This window comes from Lysobacter sp. S4-A87 (genome assembly GCF_022637455.1).
GTDB lineage: Bacteria > Pseudomonadota > Gammaproteobacteria > Xanthomonadales > Xanthomonadaceae > Lysobacter_J.
This window is the reverse complement of the sequence record NZ_CP093341.1, coordinates 523,400-543,278: the sequence shown is the minus strand read 5'-3', so window position 1 is coordinate 543,278 and position 19,879 is coordinate 523,400. Positions and strand designations below refer to the sequence as shown.

Genomic DNA, 19,879 nt, shown 5'->3' with positions numbered 1-19,879 from the left:
TGTTTCCCCCAGGCGAACAATAGGAGCTGCCAACCGTGGACCGCTTCGATGCCATGCGGTTGTTCGTCAGGGTGGTCGAGCGCCGCAGCTTCACCCAGGCCGCGCACGACATGGACGTGCCACGCTCGACCTGCACCAAGGTCATCCACGACCTCGAGGAACGGCTGGGCGCGCGCCTGCTGCAGCGGACCACGCGGGTGGTGCGACCGACCCTCGACGGCGAGGCCTACTACCGGCGTTGCCTGGGGATCCTCGATGACGTGGAGGACGCCGATGGCGTGTTCCGCAACGCGATGCCCAAGGGCCTGCTGCGCGTCGAAGTGCAGGGCACGATCGCACGCCACTTCCTGATGCCGGCGCTACCTGGATTCTTCGAGCGCTATCCGGACATCGAGCTGTCCATCAGCGAAAGCGAACGGTGGGTCGACCTGGTCCAGGAAGGTGTGGACTGCGCGCTGCGCTATGGGCAGCTGCGCGACAGCGACCTGGTGGCGCGACAGGTGGGCGTGCTGGAGCGCCTGACCGTTGCGACTCCGGAGTATCTGGCGCGCTTCGGTACACCGTTGCGGATCGACGATCTCGACGGTCACCGCGTGGTCGGCCTGCGCTCGATCTCCAGCGGCCACATCACACCGATGGAGTTCGACCAGCAGGGCGAAGCAAGGATCGTCTCGCTGCCCTGCATCCTGTCGGTCACCGGCACGGAGAGTTACCTTGCCGGCATCCGGCTAGGACTGGGCATGGCCCAGGTGCCGCGCTTCCACATCGAAGGCGAGCTGCGCAGCGGGGCGCTGATGCAGATCCTCGCGGACACGCCGCCGCCGTCGGCGCCGGTATCGCTGCTGTACTCGCGCACCCGGCAGCTGTCGCCACGCGTGAGGGTGTTCCTGGACTGGGCCGCACGCGAGTTCGCGCTCCGCCTGGCGGCGGATGCCGACTGAATCTCAGGGCGTCTTGCCTACCAGCATCGCGTTGTTCGAGAGCCACTCCAGCGCTTCGGTCACCGCGTCCTCCGCAGACCGGGCGATCTCCTGCGGGTCGTCGAGCACTTTGTCGTCGCGCTTGAAGGTGAATTGCTGGTCGGCCACGGCAGCCACCAGCGCTGCGGTCAGCGCGGCGCGGTCACGTCGTCCGTCCAGCAACGACAGCACGAAGGCGGCAGTCAGGCTGGGTTCGATCGACTGGTGCCACTCGTTGAACAGCTGGACCGGTGCCGAACTGCCCATGCCCGCCAGCTTGCGAAGGGCAGGGCGGACCTTCGGCCGCGCTTCCACTTCGGGATCCAGCTGCATCGGGTCGAGGCGGAAATGCACCGCGTTGGCCACGATCAGCGCGCTCAGGAACGAGATCAGCTGATCCTTGCCCAGGTCCTGGTCACCAGCAACGGTCTGCGCAACGTTGACCAGCGTTGCCACCGGCACGCTTCCAGGCCAGGCCTTGTTGAGTGCGGCAACGGCAGCCTGCGCCATCGGACTGGCTGCGGTTATCGTCTGTCCCTTGCTCGTCGACCAGGTCGTGCCATCGTCCGATGCCGGCTTGAAAATCGCTGCGACGTGCAATCGCGAGATACGCGTGGCATCGAGCTGGTAGCGGATGCCGTCCGTGTTCGCCGGGTGGACCAGCAGCGTCTGCCGGAACGTTCGATTGCTGAGGAAGTCGATCAGCTGCTCCAGACGGACCTGGTCACCCTCGCATTCGGCGAGCAGCATCTGTGCCTGCTGTGCGCCGTAGTTGGACGCGAACATCGCGCTGGGAAGCGCCTCCGCCAGGTACTCCAGCCCATGCCGCCGTGCCGATGCCAGGAAGTCGCGGAAGTAGCACGGCGAATTGCAAAGTTCCAGGAACTCGTGGGCCAGGTAGTACTCGCGTCCATGGCGGATCGTCTGGCTGTTGTCCTCCATGATCTTCGCCAGCACGCTGTCCGCCGGCGCCATCTCATGCAGGAAGTCGATCATGCCGCGTGCATAGTCAAGCCGCTCGGCGTCGGAGCGACCGTCGGCCCGCAGCAGCATCGCGTCACGAACCACTTCCTTCGCCTTCCAGCCTGGATAGGTGTTGTAGCTGACATGGGCGATGCCATTCGCGGACAGGCACTGGCGCGAAACCCCCAGGATCGCGTCCTGCACTTCCGGCGGCACCCAGCTGTAGACGCCGTGACAGATGATGTAGTCAAACTCGCCCAGGCTCGATCCCAGGTCGGAAATGCTGGCCTGGACCAGGCGGAGGTTGTCCAGGCCCATCTCCGCGATGGCACGCTGTCCAGCCTCCACCTGCACCTGCGACAGATCGACGCCGGTCACTTGCGCGTTGGGGTAGCGCGCCGCGAACGGGATCACGTTGCCGCCGGCGGCGCAGCCCAGTTCCAGCACGCGGGCCCACTCCGGCTCTGGCGCATCCAGGCCGAACAGGTAGGCCACGGTGCGCAGGTGCTCCGGAGCGGTTACCGGAAATGCTGCGGAAAGATAGGGGAGCTTGTCGTAGGTCTTGCCAATCCGTTCTGTCAGCGTGGTCATCGTCCGTGGTGGCAGGCTGGTTGTGGCCGTCCAGTCTAGGCAACGGTCATTGAACGCAGTGTCTGCGCGGAATGCGAAAATTGCTCGGCTTGCTGCGAATGTTTCTCACCGTCGGACGGGTTACTTCGTCTTCGGCGTCGGTGGGAAACTCGCGAACATCTTGTCCAGTCCCTTGTCGAGGCCGGCCTCGACCTTGTCCGGGTTCGACGGCACAGTGCCCGTTGCAGTGCCGCGCCACACGGCCTGCTTGGACTTGGCATCGAACATGTCCACGACCAGCGTTCCGACGTCGTAGGTATGCACCGTGGTCGACGCGTTGCCCATCGCCATGGCACCGCCCCAGCCACCGCGCCAACCCCAGCCGCCCATGCCGGTGCCGGTGTAGAAGGTATCGAGGGACTGCTTCTGCGAAGTAGAGACGTGGGCGGCAACCGCGACGTCTCCGCCTTCCGCCTGGCTCCAGCCCTTGGCCTTCAGTCGCGCATCGATGCCTTCCACAATGCGCTGCTGCATCAGCGGCGAACCGCCCTCGGGTTTCATCGCCCAGTAGTAGGTCTTGTACGAGGAGAAGTTGGCCGACGGATCAGAGTCGGTGGTCACCTTCGGCGTGGCCGCGACGGCGGCGAACGAGACAAGCGCAAGAGACAGGACCAGGACTTTCATGGGATTTTCTCGGCAGTTGCAGGCAGCGCAGATCAGGCGCCAGTTGGCGTCATCCAGACGTGAAGGGGCCTGGGCCAGGGGTCGACGGCGGATGCGTCGGCCCGTTGGCTTATTGACGGCACATTCCCGACGCCAGGCGTGACGAGGCGAATCGAAGCACCGCAGCGTTGTTCACGCGCCTGATCACGGATTCGTGCAAAGCGCGCTCGCCACGCCGTAGCGGGGCGGTATCACGCTGCGATCAGGGTTCGTCTTCCCAGGCCGTGGCGGAGTCGAACATGCCGGGCTTGAGTGGGGTCTGGTCGGCGAACTTCAGGTCCACCCGCGCAGCGCTGCTGCCGAAGGCCGGATCCGCTGCGGCGTCCCTGGTGGTCCACGGAAGCTGCTGCGGGACGCCTTGCGTGCGTGCAGCCAGGAAGTTGTCGCCGGCGGCGACGGTCGCCTCGGTAACCACCCCGGCATTGCGGCCGGCGGATTGCTGCGCATGCGCGGCAGGGATGACAAGGGCCCCGACGAACAGGGCGGTCAACAGTCGAACTGCGTTCATGAGGACTCCTCGTCCGGGATATCCGGATCGACGTCCATTGAAGCGGCGGCCCGTATCGGGCGTGTGTTCGCGCAGGCGGCGATTTGTATATCTTTGTACGCGGCGGGGAAGGCCCATCCGGTTGGCGTGGGCCTCGAGGCCGCCACGGCGGTGATCGGCGCATGTCGATCTGCAGGCGGTCCGTTCGTCATACAAGCGAGGACTTCACCTCTCAACGGAGATCACCCATGACCGGTACCGTACGTTTGCACCGCATCCTGACCGCCCCGCCCGGACGCGTGTACCGCGCCTTCCTGGATGGCGCCGCCATCGCCAAGTGGCTGCCGCCGGACGGTTTCACCTGCACGGTGCACGAACTGGATGCGCGGGTCGGTGGCAAATACCGGATGTCGTTCACCAACTTCTCGACCGGCAATGGCCACAGCTTCGGTGGAACCTACCTGGAGCTGGTCCCGGACGAACGCATCGTCCACGACGACCGCTTCGACGATCCCAACCTGCCAGGGACCATGGTCACCACGATCACCCTGCGTGCAGTCTCCTGTGGCACCGAGCTGCAGGTCGTCCAGGAAGGCATCCCCGACGTCATCCCGACCGAGCAGTGCTATTTGGGCTGGCAGGAATCGCTGACGCTGCTCAAGCGGCTGGTGGAGCCGACGATTCCCGAGTGAGGCATGCCGCGCGAGAGCCTGGCGTTCGATCCGCCAGGCTCCCGTCACGTCCGGCTGCCGCGCAAGCTGTGGTCAGGATTGCGCTTCGGCTTCGCGCAGCTTTTCCGCGCATTCCTCGCAGCACACCTCGACGGTCCGTCCGCCGATCGTCACCTTGATCGCGTTTTCGTCGAGTTCGTAATCGCAGGCGGCGCAGGTCTTCTCGCTCATCGCACATCTCCCGAAGTTGCCCGCAATCCGGGCAGCCACAGGAGACCACCGAGGCAGGACGGCGGCTGTCGGAATCTTTAGTCCTCTGGTCGCCGCGGAGCGACAGGCGAAGGGGCAGGGCGCTAGGCGCTCTTGCTCAATGCCGCCTGCCTGAAGGCAGTCGGCGAGCGCCCATAGGCCTGCTTGAACGCCGCCGCGAAGTGGCTGTGGCTGGAGAAGCCCAGGTCCTGCGCCAGTGCCGACATGTCGTGGTAATCGGCGACCAGATCTAGCGCACGTGCCAGCCGCAGCCGCAGATGGTAGCGGTACAGGGGCAGGCCTTCGACCTGCTGGAAACTCTGGGTCAGATAGACAGCCGAGCCACCGATCTCATCGGCAATCTCCGCCAGGCTCCAGCGTCGGGTCAGGTCGCTGGCCAGCAACACCTTGACCCGATCCACCAGCCGTCGCCGTGCATGCGTCGCGCCGGTCTCACGCGTGGTTCTCGGTCCGAGGCTTCGGCAGACCAGGGTCAGCGCAAGGCTTTCGGCTTCCAGCGGTTCGATGGTGCCGCTGCGAAGGCTGTGCCGCAGCAGCGCGACCAGCGCCTGCGCGCGCGGATCAATGTGCAGGGACTGGCTGCGGAATCCGAACTCGTCACGCCTGGCGACCAGCGCGGCCGGTGCCAGCTCGCGCAGCAGCGGCTGCGATACGTCCAGCACCAGGCTGTCGTCGCCGCCCGACACCGGGTGGCTGACCTGGTAGCTCTCGCCTGCATTGAAGAACAGCACGTGGTTGGCGTCGGCCACGGCCTGGTCGCTGCCGACGTGGCGCAGGTAGATGCCGCGGTACGGAAACACCAGATGGGTGGCGCGCGCACATTCCTCCGCGCTGCGATGACGGCAGGTGCCCGCGCAGCGCACGTTCGTCACCACCACCGTGGCGGCGTCGAGCAGACGGCTGACCTGGAATTCGGGCATCGGCAACAAACCAGCCGGCAGGTGGAGGCACCAGCCTAACCAATGCCGGTGGTCGCGGTGTTTGCCCGACGTCAACTTTGGGCCTTCACACGCCCTGCGGACTGCCTGGCCCGTAGTGGCGGATACGTTCGGATACAAAGCCGCGTGGCCGGTGGAAATCTGCATCCCGATGGCGCAGATTCCGGTGCATTGGACTCCGTCCCGTTGTCCCCATCTCATAGGCACGTCCCGTCCGCCCAGGAGATCCCCATGAGCGACTACCGCAAGAGCCCCGAAGCCATCGCCAAGCTGACTCCCGAGCAGTACCGCGTCACCCAGGAGGGCGCCACCGAGCGACCCGGCACCGGCGAGTATCTGCACAACGATCGAGCTGGCATCTACGTCGACATCGTCTCCGGTGAGCCCCTGTTTGCCTCGTCGGCCAAGTTCGAGTCCGGCTGCGGCTGGCCCAGCTTCACCAAGCCCATCGGTCCGGCCAACATCAAGGAGATTCGCGACACCTCGCACGGGATGATCCGCACCGAAGTGCGCTCGGCCAGTGGCGACAGCCACCTGGGGCACGTCTTCACCGACGGTCCTCGCGATCGCGGTGGGCTGCGTTACTGCATCAACTCGGCGTCGCTGCGCTTTGTTCCGCGCGAAGAAATGGAGGCGGCCGGCTACGGCCCCTGGATCGACCAGGTTGAAGACGTGCCCTGACCAAGTTGCCCGATCGCGCCGGCGCGATCTTCGCCACCCATCACCCGGTCAGCTGTTCGAGTACCGAACGGACTCGATCCAGCGCCGGGTCGATGTCGTCGGCTTCGATGGCGCCAAAGCCCACCAGCAGTCCTGGCCGACTGGCAGGCTGCCGGTAGCAATCGTCGAGCGGATACAGGCCAACCTCTACGCGACGCGCCAGCTGACATAGCTGCAACGCCTGCATCTGCGGTTGGCGCAGCAACACGGCCATGTGGTAACCGGCGACCGCAGGCAGCGGCTCCAGCCATGGCGAAAGATCGCCGGTCAGACGCGAGAGCAGGCGCTCCCTGCGCTCGCTGAAGACGTCATGGCAGCGGCGGATGTGCCTGAGCAGGTGCCCGTCGGCCATGAAGCGTGCCAGCGACCATTGCAGCATCGTCGGCGTGTGCCAGTCGCAAAGATGCTTGGCGTTCACCAGGGCGCTGCGCAACGCCGGCGGTGCGATCGCGTACCCCAGCCGCAGCTCGGGCGACAGGGATTTTGAGAACGTGCCGATGTACGCCACCAGCCCCCACTGATCCAGGGTCTGCAACGGTTCGAGTGCACTTCCCTCGTAGCGGAACTCGCTGTCGTAGTCGTCTTCAACGATGATCGCTCCCAGCTCACGCGCCCGTGCCAGCAGTGCATGGCGACGCGGCAGGCTCATCGGCATCCCCAGTGGAAACTGATGCGTCGGCGTGGTGTAGATCAACCGCGTTCCATCCGGGATCTGGTCGACGCGGATCCCCTCGGCATCGACCGCCACCGGCACGACCCGGGCCTGCTGGGCTTCGAGCAGCATCCGTGCGAGCGGGTATCCCGGCTCCTCCATCGCGACGACGCAGCCAGGCACGATCAGCACGCGCGCGATCAGGTCCAGCGCCTGCTGGGCGCCACTGGTGATCACCAGGTCATCGTGGCGGCAATTGACGCCGCGGCTGAAGCCGATGTGCCGGCTGACGGCCTCGCGCAGTTCGATCAGCCCCTCGGGTTCGGCATAGAACCCGCGTTGCGCGGCACTGCGTCGCAGGCCATGAAGCGCGCACTGGCGCCACTCCGCTTCGGGGAACAGACGTTGTGACGCCGCGCCGGCGATGAACTCATGGCGCAGGCGTGCCTCGGGCACGGGATGGCGCAGTGGCGTCTCCACGCCTTGCCATTGCCGGGCGACCGCGCTTCCGGCCAGGTCATCCTGGGCGAACGGGCGCGACCGTTGCGGCAAGCGCGCCGCAACAAACGTGCCGGCTCCCACCTGAGTGACGATCAGGCGATCGAACGTGAGCTTCGCGTAGGCCTGGGCGACCGTCTTGCGCGAAACGCCGAGCTGCTCTGCGAGCAGGCGGGAAGGCGGGAGCTGCTGCCCGGACGCCAGGCGGCCAGCCCGGATCGCTTCGCGCAACTGGCTGTGGATCTGGTCCGCCAGGCCACGCGTGCCTTCGATGACGACGTGCAGTTCCATGGCGAATGCGGTCGCAGGTGGGGGAGGCGGATCGTACGCGATGACCGTTGTTGCGACTGTATCCGTGCAGGCGTTCGTCCACGGTCAATTCGCCGTGCCAGGGCTCCGGCGACCAGGGCCGGAGTGGCCTCCAAAGAAACCGGAAATTGGCGCCCCTGATCGTTCCTGCCGGGCCCTAGGATGGCGACACCCCACCAAGGAACTCCTGCAATGCAACCCCGTCTCGACTTCTACAAAGCCTCACCCGATGCCGCCAAGGCCATGATTGCCCTGGAGGCCGCCGTCAACAAGCTGGGCCTGGAACCGTCGCTGCTGGAGCTGGTGAAGCTGCGTGCCTCACAGATCAATGGCTGCGCCTACTGCGTGGACCTGCACAGCAGCGATGCGCGCAAGCACGGCGAGAGCGAGCGCCGCCTGCATGCCGTTGCCGTCTGGCAAGAGGCGCCGTTCTTCAGTGAGCGTGAACGCGCGGCATTGGCCTGGACCGAATCCTTGACCCGGATCGCCGATACGCGCGCACCGGACGCCGACTACGAGTGGCTCAGCAGCCAGTTCGACGAGCGCGAGCGCGTGAACCTGACGGTGGCGATCAACGCCATCAACGGCTGGAACCGCCTCGCCATCGGTTTCCGTTCCGTCTCTGCCACCTGATCCAGGGCGACACTCCAATGAACATCCGTACCCCCACCTTGCTCCTGCTGGCGGCGTTCGCTGGTGCCGCGCCCGTCGCCTCGGCACATGGCCCTGGCGACGGCAAGGAGAAGATCACGATGCTGCAGCAGCACGCCCTGGCGGATGCCCCGGGCAAGAAGGCCCTGTTCTTCACCGTCGAGTACGCGCCGGGGCAGCAGTCGATTCCCCATGTCCATGCCGGTTCCGCGATCGCGTACGTCCTGGAAGGCGCCGTGGTCTCGCAGCTGGAGGGCGGGGAGCCGGTGACCTACCTCGCTGGCCAGTCCTGGTACGAAACGCCACGCATCGACCACCTCGTGTCGCGCAACGCCAGCAAGACCAGGCCGGCCAAGCTGCTGGTCTGGATCCTCAACGACGGCGACAGCCCGGTGCTTACTCCGCTGCCCGCAGGCAAGCCTGGCACCAGGCCAGGCGGCGCGTAGCCGCCCGCAAGCAGCAGGGCAGGGGCCGGCGCATCTCGTGTCGGCCCCTGTGCGCGATGCTGGCTTGACACGACAGGCACTAGAATCGCGGGCGACGCCTGTACGCGGACCGGCCACCCCCATGTGCCGCAACGAACGCGATGTGTCCCGAATTCCGTTCGGCCGCAGCAACGACCGGCCATGAAGATGCGCGCGTCCCTGCATTCCACCCGGCCCCACGGCGCAGCGCGACTGTACCTGCGCCGCTTTGGCGCGGCCCTGCGCCTGCTGGGGGTTCGCGACGGCGACCGCGGGGCGGGCCTGTACATGTGCGAGCCCTTCGACCCGGACCGGCGCACGGTCGTGATGATCCATGGGCTCGGCGGCGACGCCGTCGCATGGGCGCACCTCACGCAGGCGATCGAACGCAGCGCGGAGCTGCACGCATGCTTCCAGGTCTGGCATCTCGTCTACAACAGCAATGCCCCGTTCCTGGTGGTGCGCCGACGCGCAGAGGGCTATCTCGACGAGGCCTGGGAGCGACTGGACCCGGGCGGCCATGCGCAGGCGCGGACAGGCATCGTGCTGGTCGGACACAGCCTTGGCGGCGTGGTTGCGCGGATGCTGTGCGTCGACAGCGGCAATGCCCTGTGGTCGGCGGCATTCTCCGTGCACCACCATGCGGTGCAGGATGACGAGGTAGCGGCGAAGGTCGCCGCGGTGTTCCGCTTCCAGCCGTATCCCGGAGTGGGGCGCGCGATCTTCCTCGCAGCGCCACACAAGGGCAGCCCGAACGCCGACCGCTGGCTCGGGCGACTGGTGGGCACATTGCTGGGAGGGCGCACGGCGGAAATCCAGGAGTTGCGCACCCTGGTGCAAGATCGTCCGGACATCGTCCACGATGAACTGCGTGAGACTTACCAGCGCGCCAGGGTCAACAGCGTCTTCACCCTGCGGGCCTCACAGCCGGTGCGACGCGCCAGCGAGGCGCTGCTGCCGCACGCGGGAATTCCGTACCACACCATTGCCGGCACGGTGCCAGGCACGGTTCCCCCTGGCGACGGCGTGGTGCCGCTGAGCAGCGCACTGCTGGCGGGTGCGGCGTCGACGCTGGTGGTACGGGCCGGCCACAACCTCTACGACAAACCCGAGGTGGTGGCGGAGGTGCTGCGGATACTTCGCGAGGACATGGCCAGTCGCGGTTGACCGGCCACAGCCTTCAGGGCCTGGCGGGCCTGGGGACCACGATCGGCTTGCCTTTCTCGACCAGGTAGGTGGCCAGTTCCGCGCCATTGTCCTTGCCGACGTTGCGTGCGGCATGCGCCTCACCAGCCGGGATGTACAGCGATTGGCCGGCCTTCAGGGTCACCGGTGGCTTGCCTTCGAACGAATACTCGAGCGTGCCTTCCAGTACGTAGGCCACCTCGACGCCCGGATGCGTGTGCATGCCGAAGGCAGAACCCGGGGCAAAATCCACGCGCACCTGGACGAGTTCGCGCCCAGGCGTGTCCAGATCATGGCGCAATGCCTCATGGCGGCTGATCCCGGAGTTCTCGGCGTGGCCAATCGCCACGCTGGCGCCCGTCAAGAGCGCTGCCAGCAACGTGGCAACGTGAATCTGTTTCATGTCGTTCTCCTGTGGGGCTGGACCATGCGTCGCATCGTCAGCACCAGCAATACGCGCGCCTTCGTTCGCTGCGGGTCAACTTCGGGCCCTTCGCACGGGGCAGGGCGTCTGCAGGCGCTTGCGGTGGGCCCGGGGACCGGGAAAAGTGCGCCCCCTCCAAAGGGGGAGGGAGGCGAGGGGGCGCGGAAGCGAGCGATTCGTTACTCGGGGATGTCGGCGAACAGGCCGCGCGGCATCTTCCTGCCGTTGGCGTCATAGACCGACTTGACGTTGTTGTACGCCTCCAGCTCGGAGATGAAGCCGTCGCCATTGGGGTCCTTCGACTTGAAGATCGCCTCGCCACCCGGAACCACGGCGACGAACTCCGCACGGGAGACCAGCTCGTCATGGTTGGTGTCGGCGACGGCGAAACGCGCGTCACCGCACTGGCCCTCACCGCACTTGCCCTCGGCCGTCTTCTTGGCGGCTGCGCTAGTGGTGGACTTGGAAGCGGAATCTGCACCGCACTTGCCTTCACCACACTTGCCTTCGCCGCACTTGCCTTCAGCGGCGGCATGACTGGCGGCCAGCATGTAGCCCTGTGATAGCGGCTGCATAGCGAATGCGCTGCCGCTGAGGACGAGACCGGCCAGGGCGACGCCGAGCATTCCGGCCGGGCTGCGTGAGTTGTTCTTGGACATTGGAAGTACTCCGATAGGGACGCGGCACCGCCGCAATGTTTTCTGTCGCGCTGTCAGTCACGTTTCGCGGACAGGGAGCAGTTAAGTCCCGCCAGGTATCGGGTGTGTGTCGCCGCCGCAGCCACTGTGTAACGGTGCTTGGCTGATCTGGCGCCAGGTACGTTTCGATACAAAGCCGGTCACTCAGCTGGTGGCTGGCTCCCGGTGCACCGGACGGGGGCACTCAAGGGGGAGGAGGCGTACGCTTTGCCCGGTTGCAGCGCCAGGAGACAGTTCATGAGACGCACGTGGACGATCATCGCGGTACGCGACGTGTGCATCAGCCTCAGGTGGTATCAGAGTCTCCTGGGATTGCCCCAGCACGACCCCGCGCACGACTACTTCGGCCAGGTCCTGGACACGGACGGCACAGTTCTCCTGTGCCTTCACCGGTGGGGTGACCACGAACACCCATCCCTATCCAGCCCCGGAAACGCAGAACCGGGCAATGGACTGCTGCTGTTCCTTCGCGTCGACGATTTTGACGAGGCCCTGTCAAGGGCAAGGGAGCTCAAGCTCCAGCTGGAAGAGGAACCCCATCTCAACCCGGGCACGCAAACGCTGGAGTTCTCGCTGCGGGATCCGGACGGTTACTTCGTCTCCATAAGTGCACTGGGCCAGGCCTGACTTGGTAGCTGGCCACGAGCATCGCCCATACAGCAACGGGCAGCATCGGCAGCGCCGCTGATATTCGAGCCTGCCCGAAGCCGCGCAGTGCAGCGGCGAAGCCATCGCCGGATGCCGGTTCGACCCGGCACCGCCCGAACTGGTGGAGCCCTTCTCCGTCGTTGCTGGTCGATCATCAGTCACGTTGATCTCCCCGACGCGGCCTCCCGAGGAAGTGGGAAGTATGCGCCACCGCAATGACCTGCCTTGCAGCCTGGCTCACGTCGATCGGTGCTGAAGGGGTAAAGGTGCTACATTGACAACTACACCGCGTTGTCGAAGCGGACGGCCTTTGGGGCCGCCGTGAACAGGCCCTGCTTGCGGTTGTGGGCGAATTTCAGAACAGTTCCTCCTGACCGGATCACTGATCGGCAAGGCGCCGGTTCTTGCGCCAGAAGGTCGTAGAAGCGACCAAGCCATGACGATTCGCGTCGAACGGAGGCCGGCATTGGCGAAGCATTCGCTGCGCCAGTGTCGTCTTCTACCACGCCCCCCATCCTCCTTTCGGCACACCATGTTCCGCTCACGTAGCGGGGTGGTGCGCCCTCACGTCGAGACCATCCATGCACCCTGCAAAGCATCACAGGATCGTCCGGCATCGATCGGCCCAGTCCCTGTGTATTGGCAAGTTGCCATGAACAGGATCACGACCATCGCGTGCATTGCGTTCGCATTGGCCATCGCCATGGAGACGGCAGTCTGGCTGACCTTTCTGCGGCGCCTGAGGGTCCGTCATCCCCGCCAGTGGGCGCACGCCACGCAACCTGCTCCCTGGCAGGGCAGGACTGCGCTGAGTGCAAGAAGCACGATGTTGTACCTCCCATACCGGGAGTACCTTTCCAGCTTGGACAGGGAAGGGATGCACTACTGCGGCCAAGGCAGAACCATGATGCTGGCTGCCTACTGGTTGACAGCGATTACGGGTGCTACGGCTCTGGTGGTGTTGGCCCTGAATGGCTGGTGAGGTCACCGTGGAGCGAGGCTCCATCTCCGACGATCCGGAAATCAAACCCAAGAAGCGAGGGGCGACCATGCAAAACGAAGTGCTACTGGAACAAGGGACCGAGTTCAAGAAGGAAATTGGTGGGCACAAGCACGTGCTCAGAATCGGCGCCAGGATTGGAGCTGTCATGTTTGCAGACACCGAGTACTTCTATGATCTCGAGTCGAAGTACTCCGCTGCAGAGCTCACCTGGATGGAGAACCGGTTCCTCGCACACCGCAAGCGACTGGTGCTCGAGCAAGCGGAAATGGGGCCATAGCGCTATTCCCGCGACGGTGACATGGCACCGTCCTTGTCCGATCGCTGCGCCTCTTCCTGGATCTGCCGTTGCGCGTCCTCCTGGGCGTCGTTGCGAGAAAGGTTCGCCCGCTCGTACGACGCCAAAGTCGCCGGCGCCTCGGCGGGAGGGGAGGCGGTACCGTTGAGCTTTCCGTGCATCGCCTCCACGGCGGCGCCCCCCTTCAAGTCGAACATGCTCCGCAGGTGTACTTCCAGCTGAGGCAACGAATTGGCGATCCCGTACTTCCGCAACGCGGTATCCAGTTCCCACAGATAGGCAGCCCGGATCGCGGCGTTGCGGCGCGCAGCAGCCTCCGTCAACCAGACCGCCAGAGTGAAATCGGAAGAACTGTCGCCAAACTTCTCCAGCCACACTTGGGGTTGCTTGTGTCCTTCCATCGCCAAGGTGAATGGAACGTTCGACGCAGCCTCAAGGGCCGCCTTCTTGACCAGCTCCTTGTCGACGTCGGGCGCGACCGAGAACGGAACGCGGATGCGCCGGTTCTCCGAACCATGCGTCCAGTTGACGAGGCGCTTGGTGACGAACTCCGAGTTGGGGACGAGCACGTCGATGTTGTCGTTCGTCGTGATGCGTGTCGCCCGGATGTTGATAGAGCGCACGATGCCGCGTATGTCGCCTTCAAGTGCAACGAAGTCGCCGACCTTGAGGGAGCGGTCGAACAGCAGGATCAGTCCGGAGATGAAGTTGCTGAAGATGGCCTGCAGCCCGAAACCAAGGCCAACGCCAAGTGCACCACAAAACAACGCGAGCTGGTTCAGTGGAATTCCAGCCAGGTGAAGGGCCACCAGGGCGGCGATCACGATAAACGTGTAGTGAAGCAGGCGCGAAAGCGTATACAGAGACGCCTTGTTCACATCTTCGTGGCCCGCGGCGTAGCGCTTCATCAACGCTTGCAGTAGCGCCGACAGCGCGAGGACGGCCACGGCCGCGACGATCGCGGATTCGGCATTGCCAATCGAAACACCCCAGCCGAATGTATCGAGCGGCTCGTAAGCGAACAGCTTGCGAAGTTTGTCGGCACCGCCAGGCGGTGCAACGTGGGCCGCTATGGAAGCAACACTGACCTGGATTTCCACTGGACAAGACTCCGCGGGGGTGGACATTCTGCGCTCACCCCAGAGGTCAGAATCTTCACGGTGCGTTCGCATCGGGGGCTCGCTAATCCAGGCCGCTGCACGCGATCAAAGCGGATCAGTCAAAGCTGGGCGGTCGCGCAATCGAGCGGGGGAGGGTGACCACTTCCTATCCGGAGCGGACATTCCGCCCGGGGCGGTCGGGACGGCCAGACTGGTGCTAATGTCCGACTCCAGCCAGGAGCGGAAGTTCGCTTCGCGTTGCCTAAAGGGGGAGGCATGGCACAAGCAAAAATGGTGTCGTTCGTCGCAGTCACGTTGCTCTGTGGTTGTTCGACACTCTCGTCGCTGTGAAACGGCCGAGCGAGCCTACAAATGTCACAGCTTTACTGAGCCCGGTTATGGCCTACGGGCCTGAATAACCCGCGCAGCATCCTGCGCATCCTATTTCGCATAATGCATATTATGTCAACCACCATGCGCAAGCTGGCGCGTTGGCTCTCGCTCTACTCCAAACCTCCGGATAGAAAGCAGTCAGCCGAACTACCACCGCAATAAATCCGGAAAGGTCCGGACCAGGCGCCCCAACCAGCGTTGAATATCAGTCCCTTACCCCCACAGCCATGCTCACTGCAAGTCATATACACGAGCTGATCAGAGGCCCAGTCACTGAGGCTTGGAGGCGCCGCGTTCGGATCAGCCCCGACAACGGCCGGGTCAATGAGGACCTCGTCCATGAGGTCGCGATGGTGCTGATCGAGCATAAAGTCCAGCCCACCGTCGAGCACATCCGGATGGTTCTTGGGCGAGGTTCCCCCAACGTGATCCATCCGGCCTTACGAAGCTTCTTTTATGGACCTCTTCAACGCCGCCTAGGCAATCAGGATGGCTGCGCGGTGCCAGAAGCCCTCGTCGTCCTTTGGAGGAAACTGCGTGTCGAAGCTCAGGATGATCAGCGGCCCATTGACGAACTGGGAGACGCACTGAGAGACCACCGTGGGCAGAACCTATCAGACCGGATGAACCAATTGGATATCCGGCTAACTCGCCTGTCGCAAGAGCTCGAGCAATTTAGAACCTCACGCGACTAAAGCCGTCGAATAATGAGTAGCGTTGTGCGTCGAGATCCGAGCCGCAATCAAAGGAGTGCTTCGAGCTCGGTGTCGCCGGATGCCTGATGCCGTCCTTACGCCAAAAGATCGCGCTACGTATTGATGCGATGTGGAAATCTTGAAGTGATGACAAGAACTTGTGGTGGATGGAGCCTCCAGCCCCAATTGGTCAGACCAAGCGGTTCGCCTCAGGTACCGAGCTGTCATGGCATGCATTCTGACGAAACCGGTCGAGATCAGGGCCGCTATTAAACGAGTGCTTCGGGCGCGTGATGTTCGCATCGCTGATCCATTCTGGGGTACGGCCGAGATACGTGTAAAACTGGCACATAGGGGCAGAAAAACCCTTTAGGATCATGCTTTTGCGGAATAAAAATGGTGGAATGGTCCACTCTTTGGCTCTACACCAGTACGCCGGCTGAGGCCGCTTGCGGCCTATTAGCCGATGCAGACCCGATGCTTCTGTTTAGGGCCCGAACGATGCTCGTGGGGCCGCTCTGCGGCCAACATCGCGAAATCTGAGCGCCGAGCGGCCTTCAGTCCACCAGATCTCAGTCTGGAGACCTAGTCTGTGTCGCTGGCAAACACAGGCTCAATGACCAACCTAGGCTGGGCCAATTCCTGGAGCCCCGCCCGTATCACGTCCGACTTTGACGGATAGTGTCTGAGGAGTCGATTCGCTTCGGCTCTGATGGACTCGGGGAGCGTTTCGTCAGCGCGGACCCTTTCAAGGAAGTTGCGCGCTTCGATCACCGCCCAAGAGCGTTCGCTAGGTACCGTCATTTCTCATGTCCTCCTGATCCGTGTTGGGCGAAAGGAAAGAATCATGAAGCCATCCGAACTTGATGCACTGGCTCGGAGTCGAACCAAGCATTCCTGTTACGCCCCGTCAACCATAGTTGCTACTTCCGACGAGAACAGCCAAAGAACGTAACTCCTTTAGCTGCAGCCCTCCGGCGTGTTCTGAAGCCCCGTGATTAGCCAAGAAAGCCCGCAGATAGCCAGAGAATCAACCGGTGGACGTCTTGCTCCCGTCCAGACTGCAGCAGTTCGACAGGCGTGGTCCCCGTTTCTCTGGTAGGCGCGCAAAGCCACTCAAACAGTTGGTCCTCGGGCATGGATAAGCTCAAAAGCTCTGCAGCCAGCACAGGAGCTGCGGCCTGAAAGCGCGGCCAGACCTCAGCCCTCATCTGGTTCCAGTATTCATCCGTGACTTCGTCCAGCTGCCGGCCTTTCGGAGCTTTGGTGCCGTATTTCGCTTGGAACACGTAGAGCGCATCGCCATCAAGTCCCGGACGGCCCACCAAGTTGTATGCCCGCCCACTCCGCGTTTGAACCCGGAGACCGCCCGCGTCAAACACGAAATGGGGGTGCTAGCTCGCCCGCAATCATGTTCGAGGTCCCGGCCACTTAGGACGTCCCAATGCTGGTCATCCTGCGTGAAACGGTAAACGCGCCAACGATGCAGATGCACCATCGGTTCCTGCGCAACTGTAGGCAGTGACCATATGGGCATTGGGTTCTCCTCGCTTCCAGCGAACACCACCCTAGGACCAGCCCTTCTCACTGGTTGCGATTGGGCCCCAAGTAGTCCTGTCGCGCCCAGTCGGCCTGGATGCGACGGGTTGCTGCCAGCCAAGCCATCCGGAGGGCCTGGGCATCGATTAACGCGTGATGCCGACGAGCGGCGTCCTCAGGGTGCGACGCGAACCAGTCTTCGACCAGCATCGCCATAAGCCCATCTTTCAACATCAGTGTGGTAACGGGGTTCGGGATGAGGCCATGCGTAGCAGCGTCCACACCGAGATCGTCGAAGCCGGCAATGACATGCCTCAGTAGCTTCAAGTCGTTTGGATAGTCCGCCAGCACATAAGGTTCGCGCGTGCCAGCTATGAACTTCCGCAGTGCGGTCGTCATTACTGCATCCGGCATGGCTACCTCGCCACGATCCAGCAATGGATAGACCACCTGCCGAACGAAATCGGTTGGCTCTTCCGGTAAAGGATCCCGCTCGGCGTAGAACACCTGGCTTCCGTCTTCGCTGATCAGAGCAATGTTCACCAACTCGGAGCCTGCCTGGTCGGCCCATTCGGTATCCAGGAATAGGTATGTTGGCTCAGGCATCCTAGAAGTGGCGCTCTCGACCAAGATGTGAACCCGGTTTCGTAGGCAGTGTCCAAATGGGCATGGGGTTCTCCCCGCTTCCAGCGAGCACCACCGTACGACAATCCCTTCTCACTGGGAGCGATTAGGCCCCAAGTAGTCGAGTCGTCCCGGAGGTCCTTCGAGGGTAGCTACGCCGAGAACCCATGCAGTGTTTTCAGGATCATTGACCTGACTTCCTCGGTTCGCCCGGCGGCAATCAGGTCGGCCGGAGTTTCCCCTGTCGGCCCTGGTGTGCAGATCCACTCCGCGGCAACGTTCTCGCCTAGGCCGAGCCTGTCGACCAACTCTGAGATATCTGGCCGCATCGTCCGTACGCCTTGAAGTACGACCAGACAACGGTCAACGAATTTCCGTCTGGCGTCGTCAGCCGCAGCTAAGTCTTCCTGGAAACTGCTCATAGTCAGGGTGGCCGATTAGGGGGCGTCTTACTTTCTAAGATTCGAGCATAGCTCCGCCCGCTGCATCCCATGCCGCTCAGGCTGGAGTTGCGCGGGTTTCCGAGACAATTTATAATTATAAATCAATATGTTACTTCGCATAACACATCTTATGTCTAAGGTTTTAACGCTCGTTACTACTTGCGATGACCAGCTCGCCCTAGCCCGTCCGAGCCGATCTACGCTGGATTCTGCGAACTAATGATCCTCATATAGCGAGAATGGATCACTGTGCAGACGCCAGATTTTCCAGCCAGCCGCGGCGACCGTCACGATCGCGCCCGCCATGAAGAGTGTTGGCCCCCAAAGGAAGACACTAAGGATCGGTTGAATCAGTGCCGGCGCAGTCGCGGCGACGCCTTTGAGCATGCCCGATGCCATCGGGGCGGCCAGCACCATCGCACTGCCCTTCCAGAGCAGGGCCGTGGCCTTGCGCTCTTCCTTCCTGTACCACTTCTCAAAATCCATGCCCTGCTCCTTCGTGATTCGAGTTGGCATCAGAGCTGCCCGGAATCTCACCGGCTGCGACGCTCGCCACTACGATGCTTTGCATGACTCGCCTCCTGCTTCGGTGGCCGTGGCGGTAGTGGCCTTCCATAACGACCTATGGCGGACCACAGTGAACCGGCATCTGGACGTGAGCCGCGAGCGCAGGGCCAATGCACCTAGTGAAGCGCCGGCCATCGCCTGGGTGCAGCGCTGGAGGTGGCGCGTGCGGGGCGGATCCGCGGCTCTGCAACGCAGATTCCAATCCCGCAGCCAGGTCAAACCTGTTCTTCATGAAAGGTCCAGTCGAACCGGTCCCCATTGGGCTTCTGGTCAATGCGGAAGACCGCAACGCCACCCACCGCAAGGGCATCCGTATAGAGAATGCGAAGCTCCGTGGGCAACACTAGGCGTTCAGGAACCTTGCATTGAATGTCCCAGTAGTCTCCCGTCGCAAGGCGTGGTACGGGAGAAGGCGAGCCTGATAGCTCGGTGTTGGTGAAGGCTAGATTGATATCTGTTGCCGTATTTCCGACGTTCTGGCAACGGATGTTGAGCAGAATTCCGAAGCTGCCGATGCTGTGACCGACCTTGGTGAAGCGGAATTTTGGCTTCGCTGCTCGTACGCGCCTCTCCGCTTCCTCTTTAATCGCGTCGATTTGGGTTTGAAGCTGCTGCCTTGCTACTACAACCATCTCCCCTTGGTGCTCAACCGAGTGCTTGAGCTCCTGGGCTTGCATCTCAAGCGCGTTCGTGTTCTGCCGAAGCTCTTCACCTTGTTGGAAATAGCCGAGAACGAGCCAAAAGAAGGCGACGGGTCCGAATACGCCCGCTAGGAAGTCGCCCAATTCATTGGGCTTCAGGTCCGCTATGAGGCGGGGTTGGTCCCAGTACCAAGCGATCAGCAGAGCGAAGTATGCGGCGGTGATTGAGATGCCAACACGGGATTGAGTCTTTTGCATAGCCCCTCCTAGGCAAAGATTCCATCCTACGATGCCAACCACTACGCCTCCACTCCAGCGCAAGATTGGAGTACGCCCGCGTGACCACTGGACTCTTCGACCGGTAGTCACTCTACTGCTTTACCCCAACCCCTCGGCCTGCGCCGCAAGGCAGGATAATGGCGGCCATGACCATCGTACGGAGGACTTCCAATGGACGAGAAAGATGCCTTTCTAGAAGGCCAGCTAACGGCCATGCAATGGGCCCTGTTGGCGATCATTGAAGCTTCCCCTTCACGTGAGGCCATCTGTGCGACTGCACTCCGAGGAGTGGCCGTACACGATGAGCGCTATCGCCAGGGCGACCTTAGCCCGGCAGTTCGCGATGAATTCCTGAAAGGTCTGAACACTGTCGCCGATCTGCTGTTCGCCCCGCGAGGTGACACCTAGACGGCCAAGGCCTTGACGACTGTGTCCAAGGCTGATCGTGCGACCGGTCCATGGTCGAACCA

General features: G+C 63.1%; 23 protein-coding genes. 10 read left to right on the top strand and 13 right to left on the bottom strand.

Translation table 11 applies throughout. The features are described from left to right. Positions 1-35: 35 nt before the first annotated feature. On the top strand, positions 36-941 hold the full coding sequence (locus MNR01_RS02495; protein WP_241919412.1) for a LysR family transcriptional regulator: 906 nt from the start codon (positions 36-38) through the stop codon (positions 939-941). Positions 942-944: 3 nt separating this feature from the next. Here the strand turns inward: MNR01_RS02495 and MNR01_RS02490 are convergent, their stop codons facing one another. The 3 genes from MNR01_RS02490 to MNR01_RS02480 all read right to left on the bottom strand — a co-directional run bounded on the left by MNR01_RS02490 (position 945) and on the right by MNR01_RS02480 (position 3,723). Then, entirely contained in the window at positions 945-2,513 is a 1,569-nt protein-coding gene (locus MNR01_RS02490; protein WP_241919411.1) for a methyltransferase regulatory domain-containing protein, read from the bottom strand. A 120-nt stretch (positions 2,514-2,633) separates the two neighbouring features. Further along, positions 2,634-3,176, bottom strand: coding sequence for a DUF4136 domain-containing protein (locus MNR01_RS02485; protein ID WP_241919410.1), 543 nt, complete (start codon positions 3,174-3,176; stop codon positions 2,634-2,636). A 241-nt stretch (positions 3,177-3,417) separates the two neighbouring features. Further along, the gene (locus MNR01_RS02480) at positions 3,418-3,723 is read right to left on the bottom strand and encodes a hypothetical protein (RefSeq protein WP_241919409.1); all 306 of its coding nucleotides are present in this window, start codon (positions 3,721-3,723) and stop codon (positions 3,418-3,420) included. A gap of 227 nt (positions 3,724-3,950) precedes the next feature. Here MNR01_RS02480 and MNR01_RS02475 point away from each other — a divergent pair, with 227 nt between their 5' ends. Beyond that, positions 3,951-4,394, top strand: a complete 444-nt coding sequence (locus tag MNR01_RS02475; protein ID WP_241919408.1) for an SRPBCC family protein — start codon at positions 3,951-3,953, stop codon at positions 4,392-4,394. 72 nt (positions 4,395-4,466) lie between these two features. Here the strand turns inward: MNR01_RS02475 and MNR01_RS02470 are convergent, their stop codons facing one another. Continuing rightward, entirely contained in the window at positions 4,467-4,604 is a 138-nt protein-coding gene (locus MNR01_RS02470; protein ID WP_241919407.1) for a hypothetical protein, read from the bottom strand. A gap of 122 nt (positions 4,605-4,726) precedes the next feature. After that, complete coding sequence (locus MNR01_RS02465) at positions 4,727-5,563, bottom strand: AraC family transcriptional regulator (protein ID WP_241919406.1); 837 nt, start codon at positions 5,561-5,563, stop codon at positions 4,727-4,729. Between the two features lie 249 nt (positions 5,564-5,812). On the opposite strand from MNR01_RS02465, the gene msrB reads away from it, so the two are divergent. Beyond that, the gene (gene msrB / locus MNR01_RS02460) at positions 5,813-6,262 is read left to right on the top strand and encodes a peptide-methionine (R)-S-oxide reductase MsrB (protein WP_241919405.1); all 450 of its coding nucleotides are present in this window, start codon (positions 5,813-5,815) and stop codon (positions 6,260-6,262) included. A 40-nt stretch (positions 6,263-6,302) separates the two neighbouring features. Here the strand turns inward: msrB and MNR01_RS02455 are convergent, their stop codons facing one another. After that, complete coding sequence (locus MNR01_RS02455; RefSeq protein WP_241919404.1) at positions 6,303-7,742, bottom strand: PLP-dependent aminotransferase family protein; 1,440 nt, start codon at positions 7,740-7,742, stop codon at positions 6,303-6,305. A 210-nt stretch (positions 7,743-7,952) separates the two neighbouring features. Between MNR01_RS02455 and MNR01_RS02450 the strand changes: the two genes are divergently transcribed. From MNR01_RS02450 to MNR01_RS02440, 3 genes are all read left to right on the top strand, one after another. Next, positions 7,953-8,393 carry a carboxymuconolactone decarboxylase family protein gene (locus MNR01_RS02450; protein ID WP_241919403.1) on the top strand — a complete coding sequence of 147 codons (441 nt, stop codon included), beginning with the start codon at positions 7,953-7,955 and terminating at the stop codon, positions 8,391-8,393. A gap of 17 nt (positions 8,394-8,410) precedes the next feature. After that, the gene (locus MNR01_RS02445; protein ID WP_241919402.1) at positions 8,411-8,857 is read left to right on the top strand and encodes a cupin domain-containing protein; all 447 of its coding nucleotides are present in this window, start codon (positions 8,411-8,413) and stop codon (positions 8,855-8,857) included. Positions 8,858-9,037: 180 nt separating this feature from the next. After that, positions 9,038-10,042, top strand: a complete 1,005-nt coding sequence (locus MNR01_RS02440) for an alpha/beta hydrolase (protein WP_241919401.1) — start codon at positions 9,038-9,040, stop codon at positions 10,040-10,042. A 13-nt stretch (positions 10,043-10,055) separates the two neighbouring features. Here MNR01_RS02440 and MNR01_RS02435 read toward each other — a convergent pair whose 3' ends face one another. Together MNR01_RS02435 and MNR01_RS02430 are read right to left on the bottom strand one after the other, a co-directional pair. Beyond that, positions 10,056-10,463 (bottom strand): cupin domain-containing protein, encoded by a 408-nt coding sequence (locus MNR01_RS02435; protein ID WP_241919400.1) that lies wholly within the window; start codon positions 10,461-10,463, stop codon positions 10,056-10,058. A gap of 200 nt (positions 10,464-10,663) precedes the next feature. Next, on the bottom strand, positions 10,664-11,143 hold the full coding sequence (locus MNR01_RS02430) for an EF-hand domain-containing protein (protein WP_241919399.1): 480 nt from the start codon (positions 11,141-11,143) through the stop codon (positions 10,664-10,666). Between the two features lie 276 nt (positions 11,144-11,419). On the opposite strand from MNR01_RS02430, the gene MNR01_RS02425 reads away from it, so the two are divergent. Both MNR01_RS02425 and MNR01_RS02420 read left to right on the top strand, forming a co-directional pair. Next, a complete protein-coding gene (locus MNR01_RS02425; RefSeq protein ID WP_241919398.1) occupies positions 11,420-11,809 on the top strand; it encodes a VOC family protein in 390 nt (129 codons plus the stop codon). A gap of 992 nt (positions 11,810-12,801) precedes the next feature. Next, positions 12,802-13,110 (top strand): hypothetical protein, encoded by a 309-nt coding sequence (locus MNR01_RS02420; RefSeq protein WP_241919397.1) that lies wholly within the window; start codon positions 12,802-12,804, stop codon positions 13,108-13,110. Positions 13,111-13,112: 2 nt separating this feature from the next. Here the strand turns inward: MNR01_RS02420 and MNR01_RS02415 are convergent, their stop codons facing one another. Beyond that, on the bottom strand, positions 13,113-14,228 hold the full coding sequence (locus MNR01_RS02415; RefSeq protein WP_241919396.1) for a mechanosensitive ion channel domain-containing protein: 1,116 nt from the start codon (positions 14,226-14,228) through the stop codon (positions 13,113-13,115). A 620-nt stretch (positions 14,229-14,848) separates the two neighbouring features. Between MNR01_RS02415 and MNR01_RS02410 the strand changes: the two genes are divergently transcribed. Then, positions 14,849-15,316, top strand: coding sequence for a DNA-binding protein (locus MNR01_RS02410; protein WP_256451861.1), 468 nt, complete (start codon positions 14,849-14,851; stop codon positions 15,314-15,316). 998 nt (positions 15,317-16,314) lie between these two features. Here MNR01_RS02410 and MNR01_RS02405 read toward each other — a convergent pair. The 4 genes from MNR01_RS02405 to MNR01_RS02390 all read right to left on the bottom strand — a co-directional run bounded on the left by MNR01_RS02405 (position 16,315) and on the right by MNR01_RS02390 (position 19,388). Continuing rightward, on the bottom strand, positions 16,315-16,644 hold the full coding sequence (locus MNR01_RS02405) for a hypothetical protein (protein WP_241919394.1): 330 nt from the start codon (positions 16,642-16,644) through the stop codon (positions 16,315-16,317). A gap of 256 nt (positions 16,645-16,900) precedes the next feature. After that, entirely contained in the window at positions 16,901-17,398 is a 498-nt protein-coding gene (locus tag MNR01_RS02400; protein ID WP_241919393.1) for a 3'-5' exoribonuclease, read from the bottom strand. A 740-nt stretch (positions 17,399-18,138) separates the two neighbouring features. Continuing rightward, a complete protein-coding gene (locus MNR01_RS02395; protein WP_241919392.1) occupies positions 18,139-18,408 on the bottom strand; it encodes a hypothetical protein in 270 nt (89 codons plus the stop codon). 296 nt (positions 18,409-18,704) lie between these two features. After that, positions 18,705-19,388: a hypothetical protein gene (locus MNR01_RS02390; RefSeq protein WP_241919391.1), complete on the bottom strand. Its 684-nt coding sequence runs from the start codon at positions 19,386-19,388 to the stop codon at positions 18,705-18,707. Between the two features lie 192 nt (positions 19,389-19,580). Here MNR01_RS02390 and MNR01_RS02385 point away from each other — a divergent pair, with 192 nt between their 5' ends. Beyond that, on the top strand, positions 19,581-19,817 hold the full coding sequence (locus MNR01_RS02385; protein ID WP_241919390.1) for a hypothetical protein: 237 nt from the start codon (positions 19,581-19,583) through the stop codon (positions 19,815-19,817). Positions 19,818-19,879 lie beyond the last annotated feature (62 nt).